General features: G+C 64.5%; 24 protein-coding genes. 1 reads left to right on the top strand and 23 read right to left on the bottom strand.

The window, feature by feature from the left end:
- Positions 1-42: 42 nt before the first annotated feature.
- Genes fliS through LOZ74_RS08270 form a run of 18 tightly spaced genes read right to left on the bottom strand, consistent with a single transcriptional unit; the run spans position 43 to position 14,811 of the window.
- Positions 43-420, bottom strand: a complete 378-nt coding sequence (fliS, locus tag LOZ74_RS08185) for a flagellar export chaperone FliS (RefSeq protein ID WP_230293647.1) — start codon at positions 418-420, stop codon at positions 43-45.
- Positions 420-1,853 carry a flagellar filament capping protein FliD gene (fliD, locus tag LOZ74_RS08190; protein WP_230293648.1) on the bottom strand — a complete coding sequence of 478 codons (1,434 nt, stop codon included), beginning with the start codon at positions 1,851-1,853 and terminating at the stop codon, positions 420-422. Before fliD ends, fliS begins: the two co-directional genes overlap by 1 nt.
- A 30-nt stretch (positions 1,854-1,883) precedes the next feature.
- Positions 1,884-3,026 carry a flagellar biosynthesis protein FlhB gene (locus LOZ74_RS08195; protein ID WP_230293649.1) on the bottom strand — a complete coding sequence of 381 codons (1,143 nt, stop codon included), beginning with the start codon at positions 3,024-3,026 and terminating at the stop codon, positions 1,884-1,886.
- Positions 3,023-3,808, bottom strand: coding sequence for a flagellar biosynthetic protein FliR (fliR, locus tag LOZ74_RS08200; RefSeq protein ID WP_230293650.1), 786 nt, complete (start codon positions 3,806-3,808; stop codon positions 3,023-3,025). Before fliR ends, LOZ74_RS08195 begins: the two co-directional genes overlap by 4 nt.
- Complete coding sequence (locus tag LOZ74_RS08205; protein ID WP_230281162.1) at positions 3,805-4,080, bottom strand: flagellar biosynthetic protein FliQ; 276 nt, start codon at positions 4,078-4,080, stop codon at positions 3,805-3,807. The genes fliR and LOZ74_RS08205 overlap by 4 nt, the downstream gene beginning before the upstream one ends.
- A 14-nt stretch (positions 4,081-4,094) precedes the next feature.
- On the bottom strand, positions 4,095-4,814 hold the full coding sequence (fliP, locus tag LOZ74_RS08210) for a flagellar type III secretion system pore protein FliP (RefSeq protein ID WP_230293846.1): 720 nt from the start codon (positions 4,812-4,814) through the stop codon (positions 4,095-4,097).
- Positions 4,815-4,843: 29 nt separating this feature from the next.
- Entirely contained in the window at positions 4,844-5,122 is a 279-nt protein-coding gene (locus LOZ74_RS08215) for a flagellar biosynthetic protein FliO (protein WP_230293651.1), read from the bottom strand.
- Positions 5,123-5,127: 5 nt separating this feature from the next.
- Positions 5,128-5,406, bottom strand: a complete 279-nt coding sequence (gene fliN, locus LOZ74_RS08220) for a flagellar motor switch protein FliN (RefSeq protein ID WP_230281160.1) — start codon at positions 5,404-5,406, stop codon at positions 5,128-5,130.
- 11 nt (positions 5,407-5,417) lie between these two features.
- Entirely contained in the window at positions 5,418-6,317 is a 900-nt protein-coding gene (locus LOZ74_RS08225) for a flagellar motor switch protein FliM (protein ID WP_230293847.1), read from the bottom strand.
- A 5-nt stretch (positions 6,318-6,322) separates the two neighbouring features.
- A complete protein-coding gene (locus LOZ74_RS08230) occupies positions 6,323-6,883 on the bottom strand; it encodes a flagellar basal body-associated FliL family protein (protein WP_230293652.1) in 561 nt (186 codons plus the stop codon).
- A 41-nt stretch (positions 6,884-6,924) separates the two neighbouring features.
- Positions 6,925-8,094, bottom strand: a complete 1,170-nt coding sequence (locus LOZ74_RS08235) for a hypothetical protein (RefSeq protein WP_230293653.1) — start codon at positions 8,092-8,094, stop codon at positions 6,925-6,927.
- Between the two features lie 39 nt (positions 8,095-8,133).
- Positions 8,134-8,553 (bottom strand): hypothetical protein, encoded by a 420-nt coding sequence (locus LOZ74_RS08240; protein WP_230293654.1) that lies wholly within the window; start codon positions 8,551-8,553, stop codon positions 8,134-8,136.
- The gene (locus LOZ74_RS08245) at positions 8,550-9,872 is read right to left on the bottom strand and encodes a FliI/YscN family ATPase (protein ID WP_370638889.1); all 1,323 of its coding nucleotides are present in this window, start codon (positions 9,870-9,872) and stop codon (positions 8,550-8,552) included. Before LOZ74_RS08245 ends, LOZ74_RS08240 begins: the two co-directional genes overlap by 4 nt.
- A complete protein-coding gene (locus LOZ74_RS08250; protein ID WP_230293655.1) occupies positions 9,866-10,465 on the bottom strand; it encodes a FliH/SctL family protein in 600 nt (199 codons plus the stop codon). The genes LOZ74_RS08245 and LOZ74_RS08250 overlap by 7 nt, the downstream gene beginning before the upstream one ends.
- Positions 10,452-11,483 (bottom strand): flagellar motor switch protein FliG, encoded by a 1,032-nt coding sequence (gene fliG, locus LOZ74_RS08255; RefSeq protein WP_230293656.1) that lies wholly within the window; start codon positions 11,481-11,483, stop codon positions 10,452-10,454. The genes LOZ74_RS08250 and fliG overlap by 14 nt, the downstream gene beginning before the upstream one ends.
- Positions 11,480-13,159, bottom strand: a complete 1,680-nt coding sequence (gene fliF / locus LOZ74_RS08260) for a flagellar basal-body MS-ring/collar protein FliF (protein WP_230293657.1) — start codon at positions 13,157-13,159, stop codon at positions 11,480-11,482. Before fliF ends, fliG begins: the two co-directional genes overlap by 4 nt.
- 3 nt (positions 13,160-13,162) lie before the next feature.
- Positions 13,163-13,543 (bottom strand): flagellar hook-basal body complex protein FliE, encoded by a 381-nt coding sequence (gene fliE / locus LOZ74_RS08265; RefSeq protein WP_230293658.1) that lies wholly within the window; start codon positions 13,541-13,543, stop codon positions 13,163-13,165.
- Positions 13,531-14,811, bottom strand: a complete 1,281-nt coding sequence (locus tag LOZ74_RS08270; protein WP_230293659.1) for a sigma-54-dependent Fis family transcriptional regulator — start codon at positions 14,809-14,811, stop codon at positions 13,531-13,533. The genes fliE and LOZ74_RS08270 overlap by 13 nt, the downstream gene beginning before the upstream one ends.
- A 343-nt stretch (positions 14,812-15,154) precedes the next feature.
- Here LOZ74_RS08270 and LOZ74_RS08275 point away from each other — a divergent pair, with 343 nt between their 5' ends.
- Positions 15,155-15,982, top strand: coding sequence for a flagellin (locus LOZ74_RS08275; protein WP_230281149.1), 828 nt, complete (start codon positions 15,155-15,157; stop codon positions 15,980-15,982).
- Between the two features lie 107 nt (positions 15,983-16,089).
- Here the strand turns inward: LOZ74_RS08275 and LOZ74_RS08280 are convergent, their stop codons facing one another.
- The 5 genes from LOZ74_RS08280 to LOZ74_RS08300 all read right to left on the bottom strand — a co-directional run bounded on the left by LOZ74_RS08280 (position 16,090) and on the right by LOZ74_RS08300 (position 19,708).
- Positions 16,090-16,644 carry a hypothetical protein gene (locus LOZ74_RS08280; RefSeq protein WP_230293660.1) on the bottom strand — a complete coding sequence of 185 codons (555 nt, stop codon included), beginning with the start codon at positions 16,642-16,644 and terminating at the stop codon, positions 16,090-16,092.
- Positions 16,645-16,730: 86 nt separating this feature from the next.
- Positions 16,731-17,027 (bottom strand): PilZ domain-containing protein, encoded by a 297-nt coding sequence (locus tag LOZ74_RS08285; RefSeq protein WP_230293661.1) that lies wholly within the window; start codon positions 17,025-17,027, stop codon positions 16,731-16,733.
- A gap of 16 nt (positions 17,028-17,043) precedes the next feature.
- Positions 17,044-17,889 (bottom strand): flagellar motor protein MotB, encoded by an 846-nt coding sequence (locus LOZ74_RS08290; RefSeq protein WP_230293662.1) that lies wholly within the window; start codon positions 17,887-17,889, stop codon positions 17,044-17,046.
- 3 nt (positions 17,890-17,892) lie between these two features.
- Entirely contained in the window at positions 17,893-18,756 is an 864-nt protein-coding gene (motA, locus tag LOZ74_RS08295; protein WP_230293663.1) for a flagellar motor stator protein MotA, read from the bottom strand.
- A 31-nt stretch (positions 18,757-18,787) separates the two neighbouring features.
- A complete protein-coding gene (locus LOZ74_RS08300; protein ID WP_230293664.1) occupies positions 18,788-19,708 on the bottom strand; it encodes a flagellar biosynthesis protein FlgL in 921 nt (306 codons plus the stop codon).
- Between the last annotated feature and the right edge of the window lie 7 nt (positions 19,709-19,715).

Genomic DNA, 19,715 nt, shown 5'->3' on the forward strand with positions numbered 1-19,715 from the left:
GGCGAGAGCCCCCTTTCCGGCCATGTCGGGAGGGGGTTTTAGTTAAGTGCTGCCCGACAGCGCGGCATGAATATCGATAAAGTCGCGCCGGATATGGTCCAGCCTGTCGGCATCGAATTGAACTGCGCAGGACAGGATCGACGAACGCGCGCGGCCATAAAGGTCGCGCATCGCCATCACCACCGGATCGTCGCCCGACAGCCCCATTTCCAGCGCCAGCAGGCTGGACACGGCGCGTGAGAGCGAACGGCTGCGCAGCACCGGATCGCCTGTTTCCTGCGCATGGATTGCCGTGCCCAGCGCGCCTGTCAGCTGTTCGAAACAGATCGAGACAAGCTCTTGCGGGCTGGCGCCATGGACGCGGGCATCGAATTCCACTTGCCTGTACGCTTCTGCCGGATGGACCCTGCCCGACAGCATCAGCCCTTATCCGCGTTCCATGCTGCGATCTGGTTTTCAAGAAAGCTGAGCGTGGACTGGTAACGCGTGATCCGGCTGTCCGAAACGGCAAAGCGGGCGGCAAGCCGTGCGCGCGTGGCTTCCTGATCCTCGGCCAGATCGGCCTGATCCTCGCCCAGTTCCAGCAATTCGGCGTTATAGCGCGACAGAGAGCCGGCCAGGCTGCCCGGATTGCCCACCGCGCTGACACTGCGCGATAGCGAATCAAACGTGGCGTAAACACCGGTGACGCCGGTGGTGAACATCGCCGCTACCCCTTCGGGATCGCGTGCCATCGCGGCGGCCAGACGGGTATTATCCAATTCGAACGTGCCATAGCGGGTGATTTTCAATCCCAGATCCGACAGGCTGCGTATGCCCCCTTCGGCTGCGCCGGGCATGATGATCTTGCCTGCCAGTGCAGAGAAGGACTGGCGCAATGCCCGCGCGCCGCTGTCGCGGGCCAGATCGCCCGTCAGCGGATCGGTGGCGGCATTCAGCACGGCGGCAATCTCGTTCAGTGCGGATGTCAGGTCCTGCATCGCCTCGGTAATAGCGGTCGACGGATCGGCGAAGCGCACCGTCGTCGGTGCGCCCGCATTCGCACCCGTCAGGGTCAGCGTGATGCCGGGAATGGCATCGGTCAGCGTGTTGCCGGGCGAAGTCTGCACCAGCCCGTCGATCCTGACGCGCGCATCCTGCCCCTGTTGCAGCAGCGTGCCGCCCGCCGATCCCGGCTGCCAGGCGAGTGCGGACAGGCCCGGATTGGCCCCATCCTCTGTCACGTCGAGGACAAAGCCGCTTTCGGCCCCTTCCGGCCCCTTGATAACCAGACGCGCGCCATCGACCGTGTCCGAAACATAGGCCGTTACTCCCGCGCCCGAAGCGTTGATCGCCTGCGCTGTCTGGGCAAGGGTCATCCCCGGCGATATGGCGATATCGACCGGCGCCTTCGATGCGCTGTCGGTAAAACTGCTCCCGTCCACCGTGCCGAACCGGATGGTGATCGTGCCTGCGCCGACACTATCGCTGCGCGATCCGAACGCGGTGCTGGCCAGCATCTGTCCTTGGGCCAGCTGTTCCACTTCCAGCGAATAGGTTCCTTTGGGCTGCTGCGTGCCCGACAAAACGGCCTTGGCCACCGATGCATTGTCGAGGCTGGGCTGGGTGGACAGATCGCCCACGCGCACCCGCTCTCCCAGTGATGTCGCAAGGCTGAGCATCATGCTTTTCAGGTCGGAGGCAGCCGATATCTGCGCCTGCAGCGTTTCGGATTTGGCTGCCAGCCGGTCGATACGCGTCGCATATTGCGCGGCCGCCAGATCGCTGGCGAGCTGCGCCATGTCGATCCCGCTGCCCGCGCCAAGCGCGGAGATCAGGCTGCTGGTGGCGGATGTGGCGCTGGTCGTGGTCATGCTGCCTCAAACGGTTGCGGGGACGCGAATTTAAGGGTGCCTTGCCGATGCGCGGCCATCGGCATCGAAATGCAGCGATACGGGCACATCGACCATCGGTGCGCGCGGGCTTTCGCCCCGTTTCAGCGCGAATACGAATGCCAGCAGCGCTGCCACTGCCGAATACAGGTCGTGGCGGATCACCTGCCGTTCCTGCGTGGTGAAATAGACGGCGCGTGCCAGCAGCGGATATTCCAGCACGGGCACGCCATATTCCGCCGCCAGATCGCGCATCGCCAGCGCCTTGTCGCCGCGCCCCTTGGCCAGCAGCACGGGGGCATGCGCCTTGGCCGGGTCATAGCACAGCGCGACCGAGAAATGGGTGGGATTGGCGATCACGAATTGCGCCTCGCGCATGGCGGGGGCCAGCGCGCCCGCGGCCAGCTTCCGCTGCCGGTCGCGGATCGCGCCCTTTTGCTCGGGCGATCCTTCAGCATCCTTGTGCTCGTCGCGGATTTCCTGAAGGCTCATCATCAGGCGCTTGTTTCGGCGCAGCAATTGCACCGGCACATCGATCAGGGCGATGGCGAGCAGGCCCGCGCCCAGCGCGAAGACCAGCGCTATCAGCGCATCCCATGCAAAACCCAGTTGCTGCATCAATTCGCCGCGCCCAAGCGAGGCAAAGCCGCGGTAATGGCTTTTGCCCCAAGCCCACGCGATCGCCATCAGCAGGGCGACCTTGGCCAGCCCCTTGGCCATTTCGATCAGCCCGTTGGGGCCGAACATGCGCTTCAACCCTGACAGCGGATTCAGGCGCGACCCCTTGAACGACAGGTTCTTGCCCACCCAGACCCCGGTGCCAAAGCCGAGTTGGGAAACGACTGAAGATGCGACGACAACCAGACCCAGCACGCAAACCGGCGGCAGCAGCGCGATCATCAACGCCGTCATCGCGCCCGCGGGATCGAAATGCTGCAATTCGGCGCGATCCCACGACAGGCCCAGCCGCAATGCGGTCGACAGGTTCTCCAGCAGCCAGCCGCCCGCCCACATCAGCCACGCGCCGCCCACCAGTACGGCGGCGGCCGTCGCCAGTTCGCGCGAACGCAGCACATCGCCGTTCTGCGCGGCATCGCGCTTGCGCTTGTCGGTTGGGGCAAAGGTCTTTTCGCCCGCGGATGACTCCCCGCTCATGGTGCGATCAGCCCTTCGGCGGCCAGCACGGCATTCATCGACAGATCGGCCAGCTGCTCGTGCAACACCGGCAGGCTGGCGATCAGCGCCACCAGACCCGCCAGAACGCCCAGCGGCAGGCCAAGCGCGAACAGGTTGAGCGACGGCGCCGACCGGCTGAGCACGCCGGTGACGATTTGCGCCATCAGCAACACGAAAGTGACGGGCAGCGCGATCACGATGGCGCTGACGAACAGGGTGGAGCCGAAGCCCAGCAGCATTCCCGAACGCTCGGCGGAAAACCACGGCGAACCCGGCGGAAACGCCCCATAGCTTTCGACCAACAGGCGGATCCAGTGCAGATGCGCGCCAAGGGCCAGAAACACCAGGGTCATGACCACGGTGAAATATTGCCCCAGCGCGGGCGATTGCGCGCCGCTGCCGGGATCGACGGCCGTGGCCATCGACATGCCCATCGTGCCCGAAATCACTTCGGCCGCCATGACGGGCGCGGCAAAGGCGATCTGCAACATGAACCCCATGGCAAGCCCGATCAGAACCTCTCCCGCAACGATGACCATGCCGCCGACCGACAGCAATTCATCGGGCGCGCGGATGGCGGGGAACCATGCGCACAGAAAGATCGCCACAGCGCCGCCCGCGATGACGCGGACCTGCGGGGGCACGCTGCTGGCGCCGAACAGCGGGGCGGCGGCCATCGCGGCGCCGATACGCGTCATCACAAAGACCCAGCGCCAGAACTCGGCCTCGATCCCGCCCAGTCCGAAATCGGTCTGGATCATTGCGAAATCCGTGCGATTTCGGTGAAGATCTCGGTCGCGAATTCGCCCACCAGCCCCATCATCGCGCCGCCCAGCAACACCAGCACCAGCGCGGTTACGGCCAGCTTGGGCACGAAGGTCAATGTCTGTTCGTTGACCGACGTGGCCGCCTGTATCAAACCGATCAGCAGGCCCACCGCCAGCGAGGCGATCAGCACGGGCGCGGCGACCAGCGCGGTGATCCACAGCATCCGGTCGGCCAGCGCCAGCAGGGGCAGGGCATCGCTTTCCATGCGCCGTCTCCCCTTCAGGCAAAGCTTTGGGCAAGCGAGCCCATCAGCATGGCCCAGCCATCGACCAGCACGAACAGCAACAGCTTGAACGGCAGCGAGACGATCATCGGGCTCATCATCATCATGCCAAGGCTCATCAACACGGACGAGACGACAAGGTCGATAACCAGAAACGGCAGGAACAGCATGAAACCGATCTGGAACGCGGTTTTCAGCTCGCTGGTGACGAATGCAGGCAGCAGGATCGAGAACGGCACCGCTTCGGGGCTTTCGAACTTGGGTGCATTGGCGATGTCGGCAAACATCATCAGATCGCGCTCTCGCGTCTGGCGCAGCATAAAGGCATGGAATTCCTCACCCGCATTGGCGATCGCGGTTTCGGCGGGAATGCGGTCTGCGGCATAGGGAGCGATGGCGCGGGCGTTCACCTGATCCAGCGTGGGCGCCATCACGAACAGCGACAGAAACAGCGACAGGCCGATCAGGACCTGATTGGGCGGCGATTGCTGCAACCCCAGCGCCTGCCGCAAAATGGCCAGCACGATCAAGATGCGGGTAAAGCTGGTCATCATCAGGATCAGGCTGGGCAGGATCGTCAGCAGCCCCATCACCAGCAGCAATTGCAGCGACAGGCTCAGCGATCCGCCATTGGCTGCCTCCAGCGTTCCGAACGCACGGTCGAGCGCTCCGGGAACAGCCTCTTGCGCCCATGCGGGAAGGGGCAGGGCGGCCATGCCGGCCGCCAGCCAGATTGCGGCGCGCCTCAACGGTCCAAGCCTTCGGCGGAGGCGCGGGCAGGGGCCTCTGCCAGACGGGTGAGGCCCGTGCGGGATGCCGAGACCAGAATTTCACGCCCGTGAAATTCGATGACCGCAAGCTTGAGCGAAGGCGACAGCATCGTCGTTTCGATGATGCGCGCCGACTTGCCCTGAACCGGCGCGCCCACGCGGTCCTGCATTTTTTTCGCCAGCTTCAGGCAGCCCCATGCCAGCAATCCGATGGCAGGCAGCATGATCGCCAGTTTCAGCACATATTCGAACATGACGCTCAGGCCTCCACCGGTTCGGCAGTGCTGGCGGCAGGCTCGTGCCCTTCCATCTCGATAATGCGCAGGGCAAAGCGGTTGCCTTGCACCACCACTTCTCCGCGCGCGATGCGGCGGCCATTGACGGCGATATCGACCAGCTCGTCGGTCAGGCGGTCGAGAGGCACGACGCTTTCTTCGCGCAAGGCCATCACATCGCGCAGCGGCATCAGCGCCGCGCCCAGTTCGACCGAAAGGCGGACGTCGACATCTTTCAGGAAATTCAGCGGATCGGAATGCATCGGAAACCCTTTCAGGATGCGGAACGGGAAAAGGCGCTGGTGATCTGCAGCGCGACACGGTCGTCGATTTCGCCGACCGTGCCATGCGCGACGATCGTATCGCCCAGCGCCAGCGGCACGCTGCGCGCCACGGATACGGGGATCATGTCGCCCGGCTTCAGCCCGCCCAGGCGGCTGAGCGGAAGGCGCATGTCGATCAGCGTCGCCCGCAGGCGCAGCGGAATATCGGCAAAGGGGGCATCATGCGGGGCGATGGCCGCACGTCTGGCCTTGTCGGCATTCGCCTCGGCCAGCAATTCGGCCATGGTGGCCCGCATGGTGATCATCAGCGTCCACGGATCGGAATCGCCGCAGCGGACCGACAAGGCAAGGCGGTGTACAGCATCCTCGCGCACAAAGGGGCGCAGCAATGCCATATCGTCCTCGCGCCGACCGATATGCAGCGCGGGGAGGGCGTGCGCCGGCGCAAGTGCGGCCAGCACATCGGCAATTCCGCGTTCCAGACGCATCAGGATCGACTGGCCCGACAGCGGCAGCACATCGGGCAGAGCGCCCGCGATGCGGCCGTCGCCGCCGAACGCGCGGTCCAGCATTTCCAACACGGCGCGCCGTTCGATCGACAAAACGAAATCGTCACCGCTCTTGCCCGTCGCCAGCACGACATGGCTGAAACCCTGACCATCGCCTTGCAGCATTTGTGCAGGCTCTCCGCAACACGGGTCCATGGCGGTGATCGCGAAATGCATATCGTCGCCGAACCCTGCCAGCAGATCGGGAAGGACCAGCGCCATGCGGCGTGCAAAGCGGGACAGGCCTGCACCGTGATCGGGCGCTGAACGGCGCGGGGCGGTCAGTTCCGCACAATGCTGCGCGGCAAGCCGTTCTGCGGCAATGGAGAAGCTTTGGTCCATGGCGGTCACTGGACGATAAAGCTGCGGAAATAGACCTGATCGACCCCGCCAAAGCCTTCATGGGCGACAAGTTCGTCATTGATGGCTGCCGTCAGCCGCTTGCGCAGCGCCTGCTTGCCCGCGATCGTGCCCAGCTCATCCTCGCCCGTGTCGGCCAGAACAGTCAGGATCGATGAGCGTATGGCCAGTTCGTGCTGCTGCATCCACATCAGCACCCGCCCGTCGCGGCGCGTGGAAGCCGCAAGGCTCAGCTGAACCAGACCGTCCGAACCCTTGAGGTTCGAGGTGAAGCTGTCGGCAAAGCTGTAATAGGCCGTGCGATACTCGCTGCCGCCATCGCCATAGACTTCGGCGGGCGTGTCCTCGGCAGCGGGATAGGGGTCGCTGTCGCCCTTGCGGATCAGGCGCGGGGTATTGTCCTTTGCCTCATGCGCGGGGATCAAACCGCCGCGCATCATGGCATAGGCGCCGCCGCCGCCCGCCGCCAGCAGCGCGACCGCGCCCATGGCGATGAACAGGCGGCTGCCACCCTTCTTTCTCGTTTCGGATTTCTCTTGCTTGCTCATGTCGGGTCCGTTCGGTGGTATGGCGGGAATGGCGGGGACGCTCAGGCGTAGAGGCCGTTCGCGCGCTGTTCGGTGGGTTCGGCGGTTTCGCCCTCCGGCGCGGAGGATGCCGTATCGGTGCGCGCGTCGCTGCGGGCGGCGGCACGGTTGTGCTGTGCCTGAGAATGCCCCGGCGACTGGCCCTGTGAATGGGCATTCGACTGGCTGTTCGATGGGGCCTGCTGTTCGGATGCGGTGCCCTGATGGCGGGGTTGATCCTCACCGCGGTTCTGGCCCGACAGGCCGGTTTCGGCGGCGGTGCGCAGCGCATGATGCGCGGCAGGGGCAAAGCCGACATCGCTGCTGGCGATCTGTGCGGTCACGCCGCCATCCTCACGCGAGAGGCGCAGGGCGAGAACACCGAATTCGGCATGCGAGATGGTGGCGCGTACCGGCTGATTGCTGCCCGTTTCGCGAGCATGGGCGATGGCCTGCACCAGCTCGTCCAGGCGCTGCGCGCCCTGAAACGGGTCGGTGCGTTCGATGGTGACGGGGCTGGCATGGGCAGACCTCGCCTCAACGGGCTGGCTGATCGTCAATTGCACCTGCATCTCGCCGCCGCTGCGCGCTGCGAGGATTTTCGCGGGTGAAGTGGCGGGCGCTTCGCCGGCTTCGGGAAGTTCGGTCGCGGGTGAGGTTTCGCGCGTCCCGATCGGGGCAGGGGTAGTGTCGCTTTCGTCGGGCACGGTTTGAACGGCAGTGACTATTGGGGCAGCAGGCGCGGGGAGGCTTTTAGCAAGGGGCGCGGCTACGGTCGCAGGTTCCGGCATGCGGGGGGCGGGGCCAGTCTGCGATGCGAGTTTGACCGGAGCCGGATCTTCGGGAAGAGCATCCGCAAATGGCGAGTCCGCAAATGGAAGGTCCGGGGCATGCTGTGCGGAATCGGCCGTAACAGGAACAAGCGGCGCGGCCGTGTCCGGCAAGGCCGTTTCGGCCACCGGCAAGACCGGCAGGTTCTTGCCGGTCGCGGCAACAGATATTGCCGCATCTCCATCGCCCGCAGCCACCGGAACGGCAACGGGCTGCGCAAACAGAAGCATGTCGAACAGGGCCGCGAATGGCGCGTTTCCGCCATTTTCCTCACTCTCGGTACCCTCGCCACTGATGATGGATTCGCCGGTAAGGCCGGTGCCTTTCGCGGCGGGCAGCGAGAACAGGGTCAGGGCATTCATGGCATCGGGTCCGCTTGGCTAGAGTTCTCCCGATACCTTTCAAGTTTCGTGCCAGTTGCTCCGCCGCGCCGGTGTTTCGGCCGGTCTTTCCGCGTTCAGCGCCTTGCGGCAACGGACGCTGCGCTCGCTCGCCAGCGACAGGCGGCGCTGGGCAGCGGCCAGATCGCCGCGCAGCGCATCGGCGCGCGATTGCGCGGCGGTAATGTCCTGCTCGGTCTGGCCGGTCAGCCTGCCGACACCTTCGACAAAGGCGCGCATGCGGCGCAGGTCGCCGCCATCCGTTTCGGCACCCGCCGGTCGATAGGATGCCGCAATTGCGCGGGTCCGGTCGCGCAGGGCCACAAGCTGGCCCAAAGTGCCCTCGGCCTCGGCAGACTCCATCGCGGCGGTCTGCTTCGCCACTTCGCGCACGCGTTCCAGTCGGCGCAGGCGATGCAGCGCGTGCCGGTCCTGTTTCACGGCGGCCCCGCTACCAGCGCATGCAAAGCCGCCACGCTGTTATCCAGCGGGCAGAGCTCGTCCGTTTCCTGTGCCAGAAAGCCCTGTATCGCGGGCTGCATCGCCATGGCGCGATCAAGCTGTGCGTCGGCTCCCGCGCGATAGGCGCCCATCAGCACCAGATCGCGGTTCGCCTCATACGAAGCGCAAAGCGCGCGCAGCACGGTGGCATCGGTTCGATGCTCGCGCCCCGCGACATCGCTCATCACGCGCGATAGAGAGGCACCGACATCGATCGCCGGATATTGTCCGCGCTGCGCAATGGCGCGCGACAGCACGATATGCCCGTCCAGAATGGCGCGGGCAGTGTCGACCACGGGATCGTTTTCATCGTCGCCATCGGCCAGAACGGTATAGATGCCGGTGACGGCCCCGCCGCTTTGCGCGCTATTGCCCGCGCGTTCGACCAGCCGGTTGATCGTCGCCAAGGCCGATGGCGGATAGCCGCGAGCCGATCCCGGTTCGCCCAGCAGCAGACCGATCTCGCGCGCGGCATGGGCCACGCGGGTCAGGCTGTCCATGATCAGCAACACGCTTTTGCCCTGTGCGCGGAAATATTCGGCCTGCGCCACGGCCAGCTGGGCGGCGCGCAGGCGCAGATTGGGGGCATGGTCGGCAGGTACGGCGATGGTGATCGCGCGCTGGCGCTTTGCGCCCGACATATGCCGCGCGACAAAGCCCGAAACCTCGCGCGCGCGTTCGCCGATCAGGGCAAATATCACGATATCGGCATCCGCGCCGTGCGCGATCATGTCGATCAGCACCGATTTGCCTACGCCCGATCCGGCCATGATGCCAATACGCTGGCCCTGTCCCATGGTGGCCAGCGCGTTGATCGCGCGAATGCCGCAATCGAACGGTCTGGTAACGGGACTGCGATCCAGCGCGCCGCTGCGCATGCCGCCCGCAGGCCAGAATTGCCCGACCTGCACCGGCGGCCCGCCGTCGATGGGGTGACCCCTGCCATCGACCGCACGGCCCAGAAACGCTTCGCCCACGGGCACCATGCCGGGGCGCCCTTCGGTATAAACCCGCGATCCTGGGGACAGCAGCGCGCTATCGCCCAGCATCATCATCAGCGTGCGGCCATTTCGGAAACCGATGACTTCGGCCGCCATATCGGACCCGCTCTCCTGCTCGATCCGGCAGATACAGCCGATCGGCAGCGACAGGCCGGTTACTTCCAGCAAGCCATTGTCACAGGCCGCGACCAGCCCGAAACGGGCGGGGCCCAGCGAGAGAAAGGGGATTTGCGGGGCAAGCCGCTCGGCCGTCAACACGTCTGCAACGCTTCGGCAATGGCAGCGCGCCATGTCGCCGGTCCGTCCTCAACCCCGCCATCGGGGGTTTCGATGCGAATTTCGCCGCGCGGCAGGGTCGCATCGGGTGCAATCGTCAAATCCTTGCGCAGATCGGCGTCCAGCAAAGCGATATCGTCGGGGTTCAGATGCAGAACGCGGTCCCCGGCATCGCACAGCAAGGCCAGACAGGCGGCAATCCGGCGGTTCAGCGCATCCTCGTCCAGCGTCAGCGGGGCCAGCATTTCGCAGCACACGGCCAGCGCGATGTCGCGCAATCGTTCGGACAGGCGGCGCGCGTCCTCGGTCCCGATGCGGACCAGCGCATCGCCCAGCTTCGTGCGCGCAGCATCCTCTGCCGCCATATGTGCTTCTGCCTCTGCCATGGCAGCAGCACGCCCCTCTTCATAGCCGCGGGCATAGGCATCGCTGGCGGCCCGCTGCCGATCGGCACGGTCCTGTTCGCGCGGATCGGGGCGGGCGGGCAGGCCGCCATAGCGTGGATCGGCGCGAAATCCGCCCCCTTCCGCCAGATGGTCGAGCCGTGCGATACGCGGGGCGTCAAACGAATTCATCGTCGCCCGATCCAAAGCTGATGGTGCCCGCATCCGACAGGCGGCGCGCAATGGCGATCATCTCGCGCCGCGCATTATCGACATCGGCAAGCCGGACGCGCCCGCGTTCGTCCATTTCGTCGCGCAGCCCTTCGGCGGCGCGTTCGGACATCGCAGCGAAGAACACTTTCAGATCGTCGTCCTGCAAAGCCTTGAGCGCGACGACCAGCACTTCGCTTTCGATCTCGCGCAGCAGCGTGCCCATGTTCTGGCGATCGAGTTTCAGCAGATCGTCGAAGGTGAACATCTCGTCCTCGACCTTGCGGGCCAGATCGGCATCGAAATCCTGTATCACCGGCATGATCCGCCGTTCGGCCGCCTTGTCCGAATTATTGATGATTTCAGCCGCCTCGCGCGGGCCGCCGATCTTCAGCACGGCCTGACCGTGATGTTCGGAAATGCGGCGCTCCAGCACTTCCTCCAGAATGGCCAGCGCGTCGCTGCGCACGGGGCCCAGCGTTGCCACGCGGCGCACCACTTCGCCCTGCACATCGTCGGGCAACTGGTGCAATACCTTTGCCGCGATCTGCGCTTCCAGCTGCACCAGCAGCACGGCAATCGCCTGCGGATGTTCGTCGCGGACCAGCGGCACCAGCGATTCCGGCGTCAGCCAGCGGATCAGTTGCAACGGTGACGGGCGCGCCTGTTCGGGCCTGATCCGCTGCATCAGATTATCGGCCTTTACCGATCCGACCGCACGGGTCATCAGGCTGCGGACCTTGCCGATCTGGTCGTGGGTAGAGAGCGAGCTTTTGCCGATCCGGTCGATAAAGCTGACCAGCGCGTCATCCAGATCGCCCCCTTCCACCTGTTCCAGCGCGCACATGCGATTGCCCAGAACCTGCAATTCCTCCGGCTCCAGACGGGCCAGCAGTTTCGCGGCCTGTTCTTCCTCAAGGATCATCACCATCAGCGCGGCGCGCGTGGCCGCGTCGCCATCCTGCCCAGTCATCAGCCCAGTCGTCAGTCCGGTCATCATATCGCCTCCGGCAATGCATCGGCCCGCTTTCCGGGCTTTGCGCTCAACATTTCGCGCAGGGCCACCAGCGCATCGTCGGGCTTCTCCTCGATCAGTTCGCGGGCAAGTCCGACCTTGCGGTTCAGATCGTCGCGGCGCGCGGCGGCATCCATGATGGCAAGCAGCTTGCCGTCACCCTCCGGCACGGTGCCGGCTGATGTGTCCTGCCGGACCTGCAACGCGGGCACAGGCGTTTCCTTCCTCTCGCGCAGGCTTTTAAGGAACGGGCGCAGGCCCAGCAGGACGACCAGAAGCGCGATCACTATGGCTCCGCCGATGCGAAGCAGCCGCGCGAACCATCCGGTCTCGTAAAAGGCGGCGCCATCGGCCTCCACCGCCTCGAAACTGCGGGCGATCACGGTTACCTGATCGCCGCGCTCTGCATTGGCCCCGACGGCAGAGCCGATCAGCGCCTTGATATTGTCGATTTCCTGCGCGCTCGCGCTGCCCAGCGCTTCCTTGCTGAGCGCGACTGCCACAGACAGGCGTTTCACGCCGCCTGGCGCGCTGTTGGCCACCGAAACCTCGCGGCCCAGTTCCCAGCTGCGGCTTGCGCTGCTTTCCGATGCGCCGCTGCCGCCCTGGGTCACTTCGCCGCCTTCGGGCGCGCGGTCCTGCGCCTCGGCCGCGGGGGGAGGGGTGTTGGACAAGGCGCCGGGTATGCCCGCCGCATTGCCTGCGGCCACGGACTGGCTGTTGACAAGGTTCTCGCTGCGCAGCGCGCCATTGCGGTCATAGCTTTCGCTGGCGCGCGTGACCTGATCCATGTCGATTTCGGCCTGGATCTCGCTGGTGAAATTGCCCTCGCCGAACATGGGGGTCAGCAAATGGGAGATCTGGCTGCGCAGCTTGTCCTCTATGCGGGCCTGCAGGTCGAGCCGGTCGTCGGTCTTCTGCACCGGATCGGACAACAGCCGCCCTTGCTGGTCGGCCACGCGCACCGCGTCGACCGACATGCCGGGAACCGATGCCGCGACCAGATTGACGATGGCGCGCACTTGCGAATCCGCCAGCTGCCGCCCGCGCGCCAGCCGGACCATGACCGATGCCGACGGGGGCGTATCCTCGCGCACGAAGGCCGATCTTTCGGCCTCGGCCAGATGGACGCGCACGCTTTCCACGCCATCGATTTCGGCGATGGTCATCTGCAACTCTCGCTCGCGCGCGACGCGAAGGCGTTCGCCTTCCATCGTCTTGCTCGCGCCCAGCGGCAGCGCGTCCAGCATTTCGATACTGCTGTCGGGCGCTCCCAAAGACGTGTTCGACGCGGCCAGCATGCGGGCGCGATAGAAATCCTCTTCATCCACGGTCAGAACGCCGGTCGCATTGTCGATGCGCCAGCCGATGCCCTGCGCATCCAGCAATTGGGTCACTTCGGCGCGGTCCGCATCGCCCAGATCGGAATAGAGCATGCGTTGCGGCGCGGGCGACAATTGGGTCCATGCCAGCGCGGCCAGCCCCAATGCGCTGACCGCGACAAAGGCGGGGATCATGCGCTGCACCGGCTCCTGCGCGGTGAAATTGCGCAGGCGGGTCAGAACGGGGCCGCCGGACCGGTCGAACAGCGGAGCGGTGAGCGCCACGGCACGCGACCCCAGGGGCACGTCCTGCGGCATGGTCGGAACGAGATCGGCCATGGATCAAACCCCCATCCGCATGATGTCCTGATAGGCGGACAACAGCTTGTTACGGACTTGCAGCGTGGCTTCGAACGCGACGCCGGCTTCCTGACGGGCCAGCATCACCTGCGCCACATCGGTGACTTCGCCGCGCTGATATGCGGCGCTGACATCCTCGGCGCGGGACTGGGCCGCGTTCACGCCGCCCAGCATCGCTTGCAGCGTATCGTCGAAACTCTGCGCAGGACCCTGCGCAGGGTTGGCGGCGCGGGCGGTTTCGGGCGCGTGGATGGTCTGCAGCGCGTCGTTCCGCTCGATAATGCGGTTGCGCAGGTCGATGATCTGCTGGACGTTCATGGCCGGAGCGGTTCCGGCAGTGCCCAAGGGGGTCAGCGCCGACATTGCGCACCTCCGCTGGCATAGCGTTCGATTTCGACGCCCGCCTCTCGCATAGAGGCAAGGCGGTAGCGCAGGGTGCGTTCGGAAATGCCCAGCCGGTCGGCGGTGCGCAGGCGATTGCCATCGCAATCCTCCAGCGCCTGCAAGATCGCGCGGGTTTCGGATTCCTGCTTCACATCGGACAGGCATGCCTCTTCGCGAGACGTGCGTTTTAGCGGAATGACCCGGGCGCTTTCGCGCGGTTCGTCGCGAGTTTCGATCCGCGCGGGGATTTTATCGAACAGGCGAGTCTTGTCGAACAGGGGCGCCTTGTCGAACATGATATGGTCGGCGGTGATCGACATCGCGCCGCTGGACAGCAGCAAGGCGCGGCGGATCACGTTTTCCAGCTCGCGTACATTGCCCGGCCAGTCATGGCCCTTCAGCACGTCGATTGCACAGTCCGCGATGCAGGGCACTGCACCCAGCGCCGGGGAATGGCGCATCAGCATCGCCTGCGCCAGCAGGGCGATATCCTGCGGCCGGCGCTCCAGCGCTTCCAGACCCAGCGGGAACACGTTCAACCGGTAGTAAAGGTCCTGCCGGAAACGCCCCTCGGCCACTTCCAGCGGCAGGTCGCGGTTGGCCGCGGCGATGATGCGCACATCGACCTTGACCGGAACGCTCGCGCCGATGGGCACGACTTCCTGTTCCTGCAAGGCGCGCAACAGTTTCGCCTGCAAAGCCAGCGGCATCTCGCTGATCTCGTCCAGCAGCAGGCTGCCGCCGTCGGCTGCACGGATAAAGCCCTCGCTTGCCGCATTGGCACCGGTGAATGCGCCCTTCTGGTAACCGAACAGCATCGCCTCCAGCATGGTTTCGGGCATGGCCGCGCAATTGACCGCGATAAACGGCTTGTCCGCGCGAGCGCTGCGGGAATGGACGAAACGGCTCAGCACTTCTTTGCCGGTGCCGGTCGGGCCATTGATCAGAACGGGTATGTCGCTGGCCGCGATCCGCTGTGCCAGTGCAAAGATCGCAAGGCTTTCCGGATCGCCCGCGATCGGATCTTCGGGGCCGGACAGGGCGCATAGCGCGGCGGCCAGCGCGCCATCCGACATGGCATCTTCATAGGTGACCGCGATATGGCGCGCGCCCTTGCGCACGATGGACAGCGCATCGCCGCGCGCCAGTTCGATCACGCGCGCCTTTGGCGGCGGGGCGGTATCCTCTTCCGCGTCGCGGACGAAGACCGGTGCACCGCCCAGCGTGATCCCGCAGATGGCTGACATTCGTTGCATAAGCGCGCCGTGCAAGGCGCGCGACTTTTCCGTGTACTGAACCGCGGACACCAGGTTCCCCCCTTAATGCAGCTTCGTTCGTGACCGCTTTTAAAGGGGAGAGAGGAAACGAATTTCACGAAGCGGATAGGGACAATCACCTAGTCGTTAAGCATTCGATCCGGAACGGACCGAAAAAGCTGCGAGGCCCCTTAAACTCCTGAAGCGATGTCCGCTTTTCATGGTGGCAGCCGGGCCAAATGGGGGCTTGGCCGACCGGGAAAACGAAACCCAGAGTTTCAAGCAGGACTACCCAAATTCTCTGACCCAAAATTTCTGACCAGGAGTTTCAACGATGACCGTAATCAACACCAATATTTCCGCGATGAAAGCTTCGGCTGCTTCGATTTCTGCCGACCGCCAGCTGGGCACCGCCATGGAACGCCTGTCGACCGGCAAGCGCATCAACGGCGCCAAGGACGACGCGGCAGGTCTTGCCATTGCGACCAAGATGACATCGGACGTGCGCGCCATGAGCCAGGGCATCCGCAACGCCAATGACGGCATTGCCCTTGCGCAGACGACCGAAGGCGCGCTGAACGAAGTGACCAACATGCTGCAGCGCGTTCGCGAACTGGCCGTCCAGTCGAAGAGCGGCACCTATAACGATGCCGACGACCGCGCCTATATGCAGGCCGAAGTGACCGAGCTGACTTCGCAGATCGGCGATATTCTCGGCAATACGACGTTCAACGGCGTGGCCCTGTTCAGCACCGACGGTGCGACCGACGTGACCTTTTCGATCGCCACGGGCGCAGCGGCAACCGATGTCGTCACGCTGACCAGCAAGGCGCTGGATATCACCGATATGGATGCAACCGCACTCGACGTGACGACCGCCGCGCTGGCCGCGACGACGATCACCAATGTCGATGCCGCACTGACCGACATTTCGGCCACGCGCGCCACGCTGGGTGCTGGGCAGAACCGTCTGGAAAGCGTCGTCAACAACCTCACCACCAATTCGACCAATCTGTCGGACGCGCGTTCGCGGATCGAGGATACCGACTATTCGGCCGAAACCACCGCTCTCGCCAAGGCCCAGATCCTGAGCCAGGCGTCGACCGCCATGCTGAGCCAGGCGAACCAGAGCCAGCAGAACGTCCTGTCGCTGCTTCGTTAAGCGGCGTCGATCAAAGGGCTATCGCCCGTATCACTCCCCCCGATGTGGGTGATCGTTCGGGTCCGGCGGTTTCACGACCGCCGGACCTTTTCGCTTTTACGGTGCGGTCAGTACGGTTTCTGACAGGCCTTGCCCTCATACTCCCAGCGTACGGTTTCATAGCTGGTGCCGTTCCAGCCGATCACGGGAAAGCAGAAACCCGGGCCGCCAACCTCTATATCGGGCCAGCCGTCCTTACCCCTGGTGTTCAGAAACCGGAGGATGCCGGGCCGCTCGTCCACGATGATCCATGCGCCGTCGGCTTTGCGGCTGACCAGCGTATAGCCCGAACCCGTCATGCCAAAGCAATAGGTGCCATATTCGACGACCACCGCATCGGGCAGGCCGTCGCCGTTGAAATCGCCGCGATCGACGATATCGCCCGGTTCATAGCTGACCGTGCCGGGATCGCCGCATTTGGACCATGCGCCGTTGCTTTGGGTAAAACCCGCTGCGGTGAAAATCTCTTCGTCGGAAATGGTCTCGGCTTTCTTGGCCGCCCCGGCCGATGTTGCAGCCGATGTCGCAGTCGTGGTTTCGGCCGAGGAATCGTCCCAGCAGGCTGTTTGCGACAATAGAATCAGGGGGACGGCCCAATACCGGGTCAAGTAAATCTGATGCATGGCGCGCATCCTTATCGTGGACTCGCGCGGATCATTACTTGGTCAATCCAAGCGGATCAACAGAATGCGTGTAATACAGGCAGATGTCATGCCTTCATGTTCGACAGCAGCCAGCTGAAAACGGAAGGGTAGAGCGGGTTGTCGAATTTCAGCCCCGCTGCACGCCCGCTTTCCACCCATTTCACCGTCGCGAACAGGGGCGCCAACGTGTCGATGCTGATCGAAATATGGTCGCCAATGGCCAGCGCGCGCGGGATCGAGCTGATCCTGCAGCCCCCTTCGGTCAAATCCGAGATGCGCACGGGCACGGCGATGCCGCCGCCAAAGCGATAGCGGCATACGCCTTCGACACTGGCGCGTTCCTGTTTGAGCGCTGCGATCATGATCCGGAATGCATGCTCAATCGAGCACGGTAATCGAAATGCGCCGGTTACGCGGATCGGCGGGATTATCTGCGATCAGCGGTTCGCGGTCTGCCACCCCCTCGATACGGGCAAAGCGGTTTTTGGCGATGCCGCCGCGCAGCAGTTCCATCCGCGTCGCTTCTGCGCGGCCGGCGGACAGCGACCAGTTATTGCCCGGCACTCCGTCGCGCCATGGCAGCGCATCGGTATGGCCGCGCAAGGTCAGCTGCGTGTTTTGGGCTGCCGCAGCCTCGGCAATCGCGCCCAGCAAGGTGCGCGCGTCAGGGGTCAGGACCGTGGTGCCCAGATGGAACATCGAGAAATCGGCATCGTCGACCAGATCCAGACGAATGCCTTCGACCGTCCGGACAAGGCGCACCTGCTCGGCAAGCCGGCGCAGGCGAGGGGTGGATTGCAGCATGGCTTCGACGGCGCGGCGGGTTTCCTCCGACCGGCGCGGATTGTCACTGCCGCCAAGGGGAGGGGTGATCGCAAGCTGCTCCTTTTCCGACTTGCCATTCGCCTCGCTGGTCACGTTCGACAGCGACCGGCCGCCCAGCAAGCCGTTGCTGCCCGCGCTGTTTTCACGCATCTGGACAAGGGTTGGGGCAAAATAATCGGCCAGCCCCTGCTTCTGCTCCTCGGTCGTGGCGTTGAGCAGCCAGAGCAGCAGGAAGAACGCCATCATCGCGGTCACGAAATCGGCATAGGCCACTTTCCACGCCCCGCCGTGATGGCCGCCCGCGACGATGGTGACCTTTTTGACAATGACGGGCCGGCTGTTGCGGCCGTCGAAACCGGCGTCGAAACCGGCGTCGGAGGGGGCGGGGGTGCTGGCCATGGCTTACTTGCCCCGCATCGCGTCAAGCATTTCGTTCATGCCGGGCCGGAATCCATGGCCCAGACCCGACCGCGCGCTTTCCACTACCAAAGGCTGCGGCCAACCGTGCAGGCTGGCGATGATGACCTGCTTGACGGCGTGGAAGATCTGCTCGTCCTGCTCGTTGATCTGCTTCAGCCTGCCCGCCAGCGGCCCGACGATGCCATAGGCGAGCAGGACGCCCAGAAACGTGCCGACCAGAGCGGAACCGATCATTCCCCCCAGCACCGATGGCGGTTCGTCGATCGAGCCCATGGTCTTCACGACGCCCAGCACGGCCGCCACGATGCCCAGCGCGGGCAGCGCATCGGCAAGGTTCTGCAAGGCGTGCTGCGGTTCGTGCAATCCGTGGAAATGGGTCTTCATGGCATTATCCATGACCTCCTCCACCGCATGCGGCTCCAGAGTGCCCGACGATACGACCTGCAGGCTGATCGCATCGCAGAGCAGGTCGGTTAAAGGTTTGTTGGCAAGAATGGCAGGAAACTCGTTGAAAATGGCCGAATTAGACGGATCCTGAACATGCGCCTCGACCGCGACGGGCCCTTCGTTCTTCAGCATCTTCATCAGACGGCTGCTCAGCACGATGGCATCCATGTGGTCCTGTCTGGAATGCTTCGGACCTTTGAACACCTTGCCCAGTGCGGCACCGATCGCTTTCAGCTCGTGCATCGAATTGCCTGCGACCACCGCGCCCAGCGCTGCGCCGCCGATGATCAGCATTTCGTGCGGAACGGCATGCATGACGGGGCCCAATGCGCCGCCGGTCAGGGCGAAACCGCCAAACACCATAACCAGCAGGATGACGATACCGATGGCTGCGAACATGACTGTTTTTCCGTGACTTGCGTTGAAGAGTTCAACCGATGTGGTCGAACAGGCTCATGCCCGAGAGGCGTGTGAAACCGGCCTGGCTGGCTTCCAGAACGGTCATGGCTTCCTGCAGGCGGATCATGGTGTCGGCGATGTCGACCCCGCCGGTATCGGCTTCCTCCGCGGCGCGCATGACGCCCAGATCGGTCTGGCGCTCGGCCACGAAATCCAGCCACACCAGACGCGCGCCCAGCACGGTCTGGTTGGTGGCGATATTGTCGATACCCGCCGTCAATCTGCCCAGCGCGTCGCGCGCGGCCTGCGCCGTGTCGGCCGCGCCGCCCGCCAGCGCCAGCGACAGACCCTTGACGATGTTGAGGAGATTGGCAGGCGTTCCATCGACATCGATGCCGAAAATAGCCGGGCCAGTGATCGACCGGATCACGGTTTGACCAGCGCCCAGATCGATTTCGCCCGATGCTGCCGTGCCCAGATAGGCCGCATAGCCGGTGCCATCGATTTCATAGGCATCGCCTGTCGTCGCCCCGCCGAACAGCGCATGGCCGCCCGTGTCGCGCGCATTGGCCAGCGCGACCAGCTGCGTATGGATTTCCTCGATTTCGATTCCGATGGCGGCGCGCTGCGTATCGTTCAGCGTTTCCGACCCCGCCTGGATCGCAAGATCGCGCGCCCGCGTGACCAGATTGGCCATCGACGTCAGCGCCGCATCGGCCAGTCCCAGATCGCCTGCCGCGCGGTTTGTGTTCGACTGGTCTACCTCTGCCAACCGATCGGCGCGCGACAAGGTGCGCAACCGCGCGGCCGCGACCGGATCGTCGGATGCCCGCTCCAGCCTTTCGCCGGTGGACAGCTGGCCCTGCATCTTTTCGGCCTGTTTGCGAAGCGCCGTCATATCCACGCGCGATTTGGCGTAGAATGCCGTTGTGCCGGTTCCGTAAATGCTCATCGCGTGC

Source organism: Croceicoccus sp. Ery5, assembly GCF_020985325.1.
GTDB lineage: Bacteria > Pseudomonadota > Alphaproteobacteria > Sphingomonadales > Sphingomonadaceae > Croceicoccus.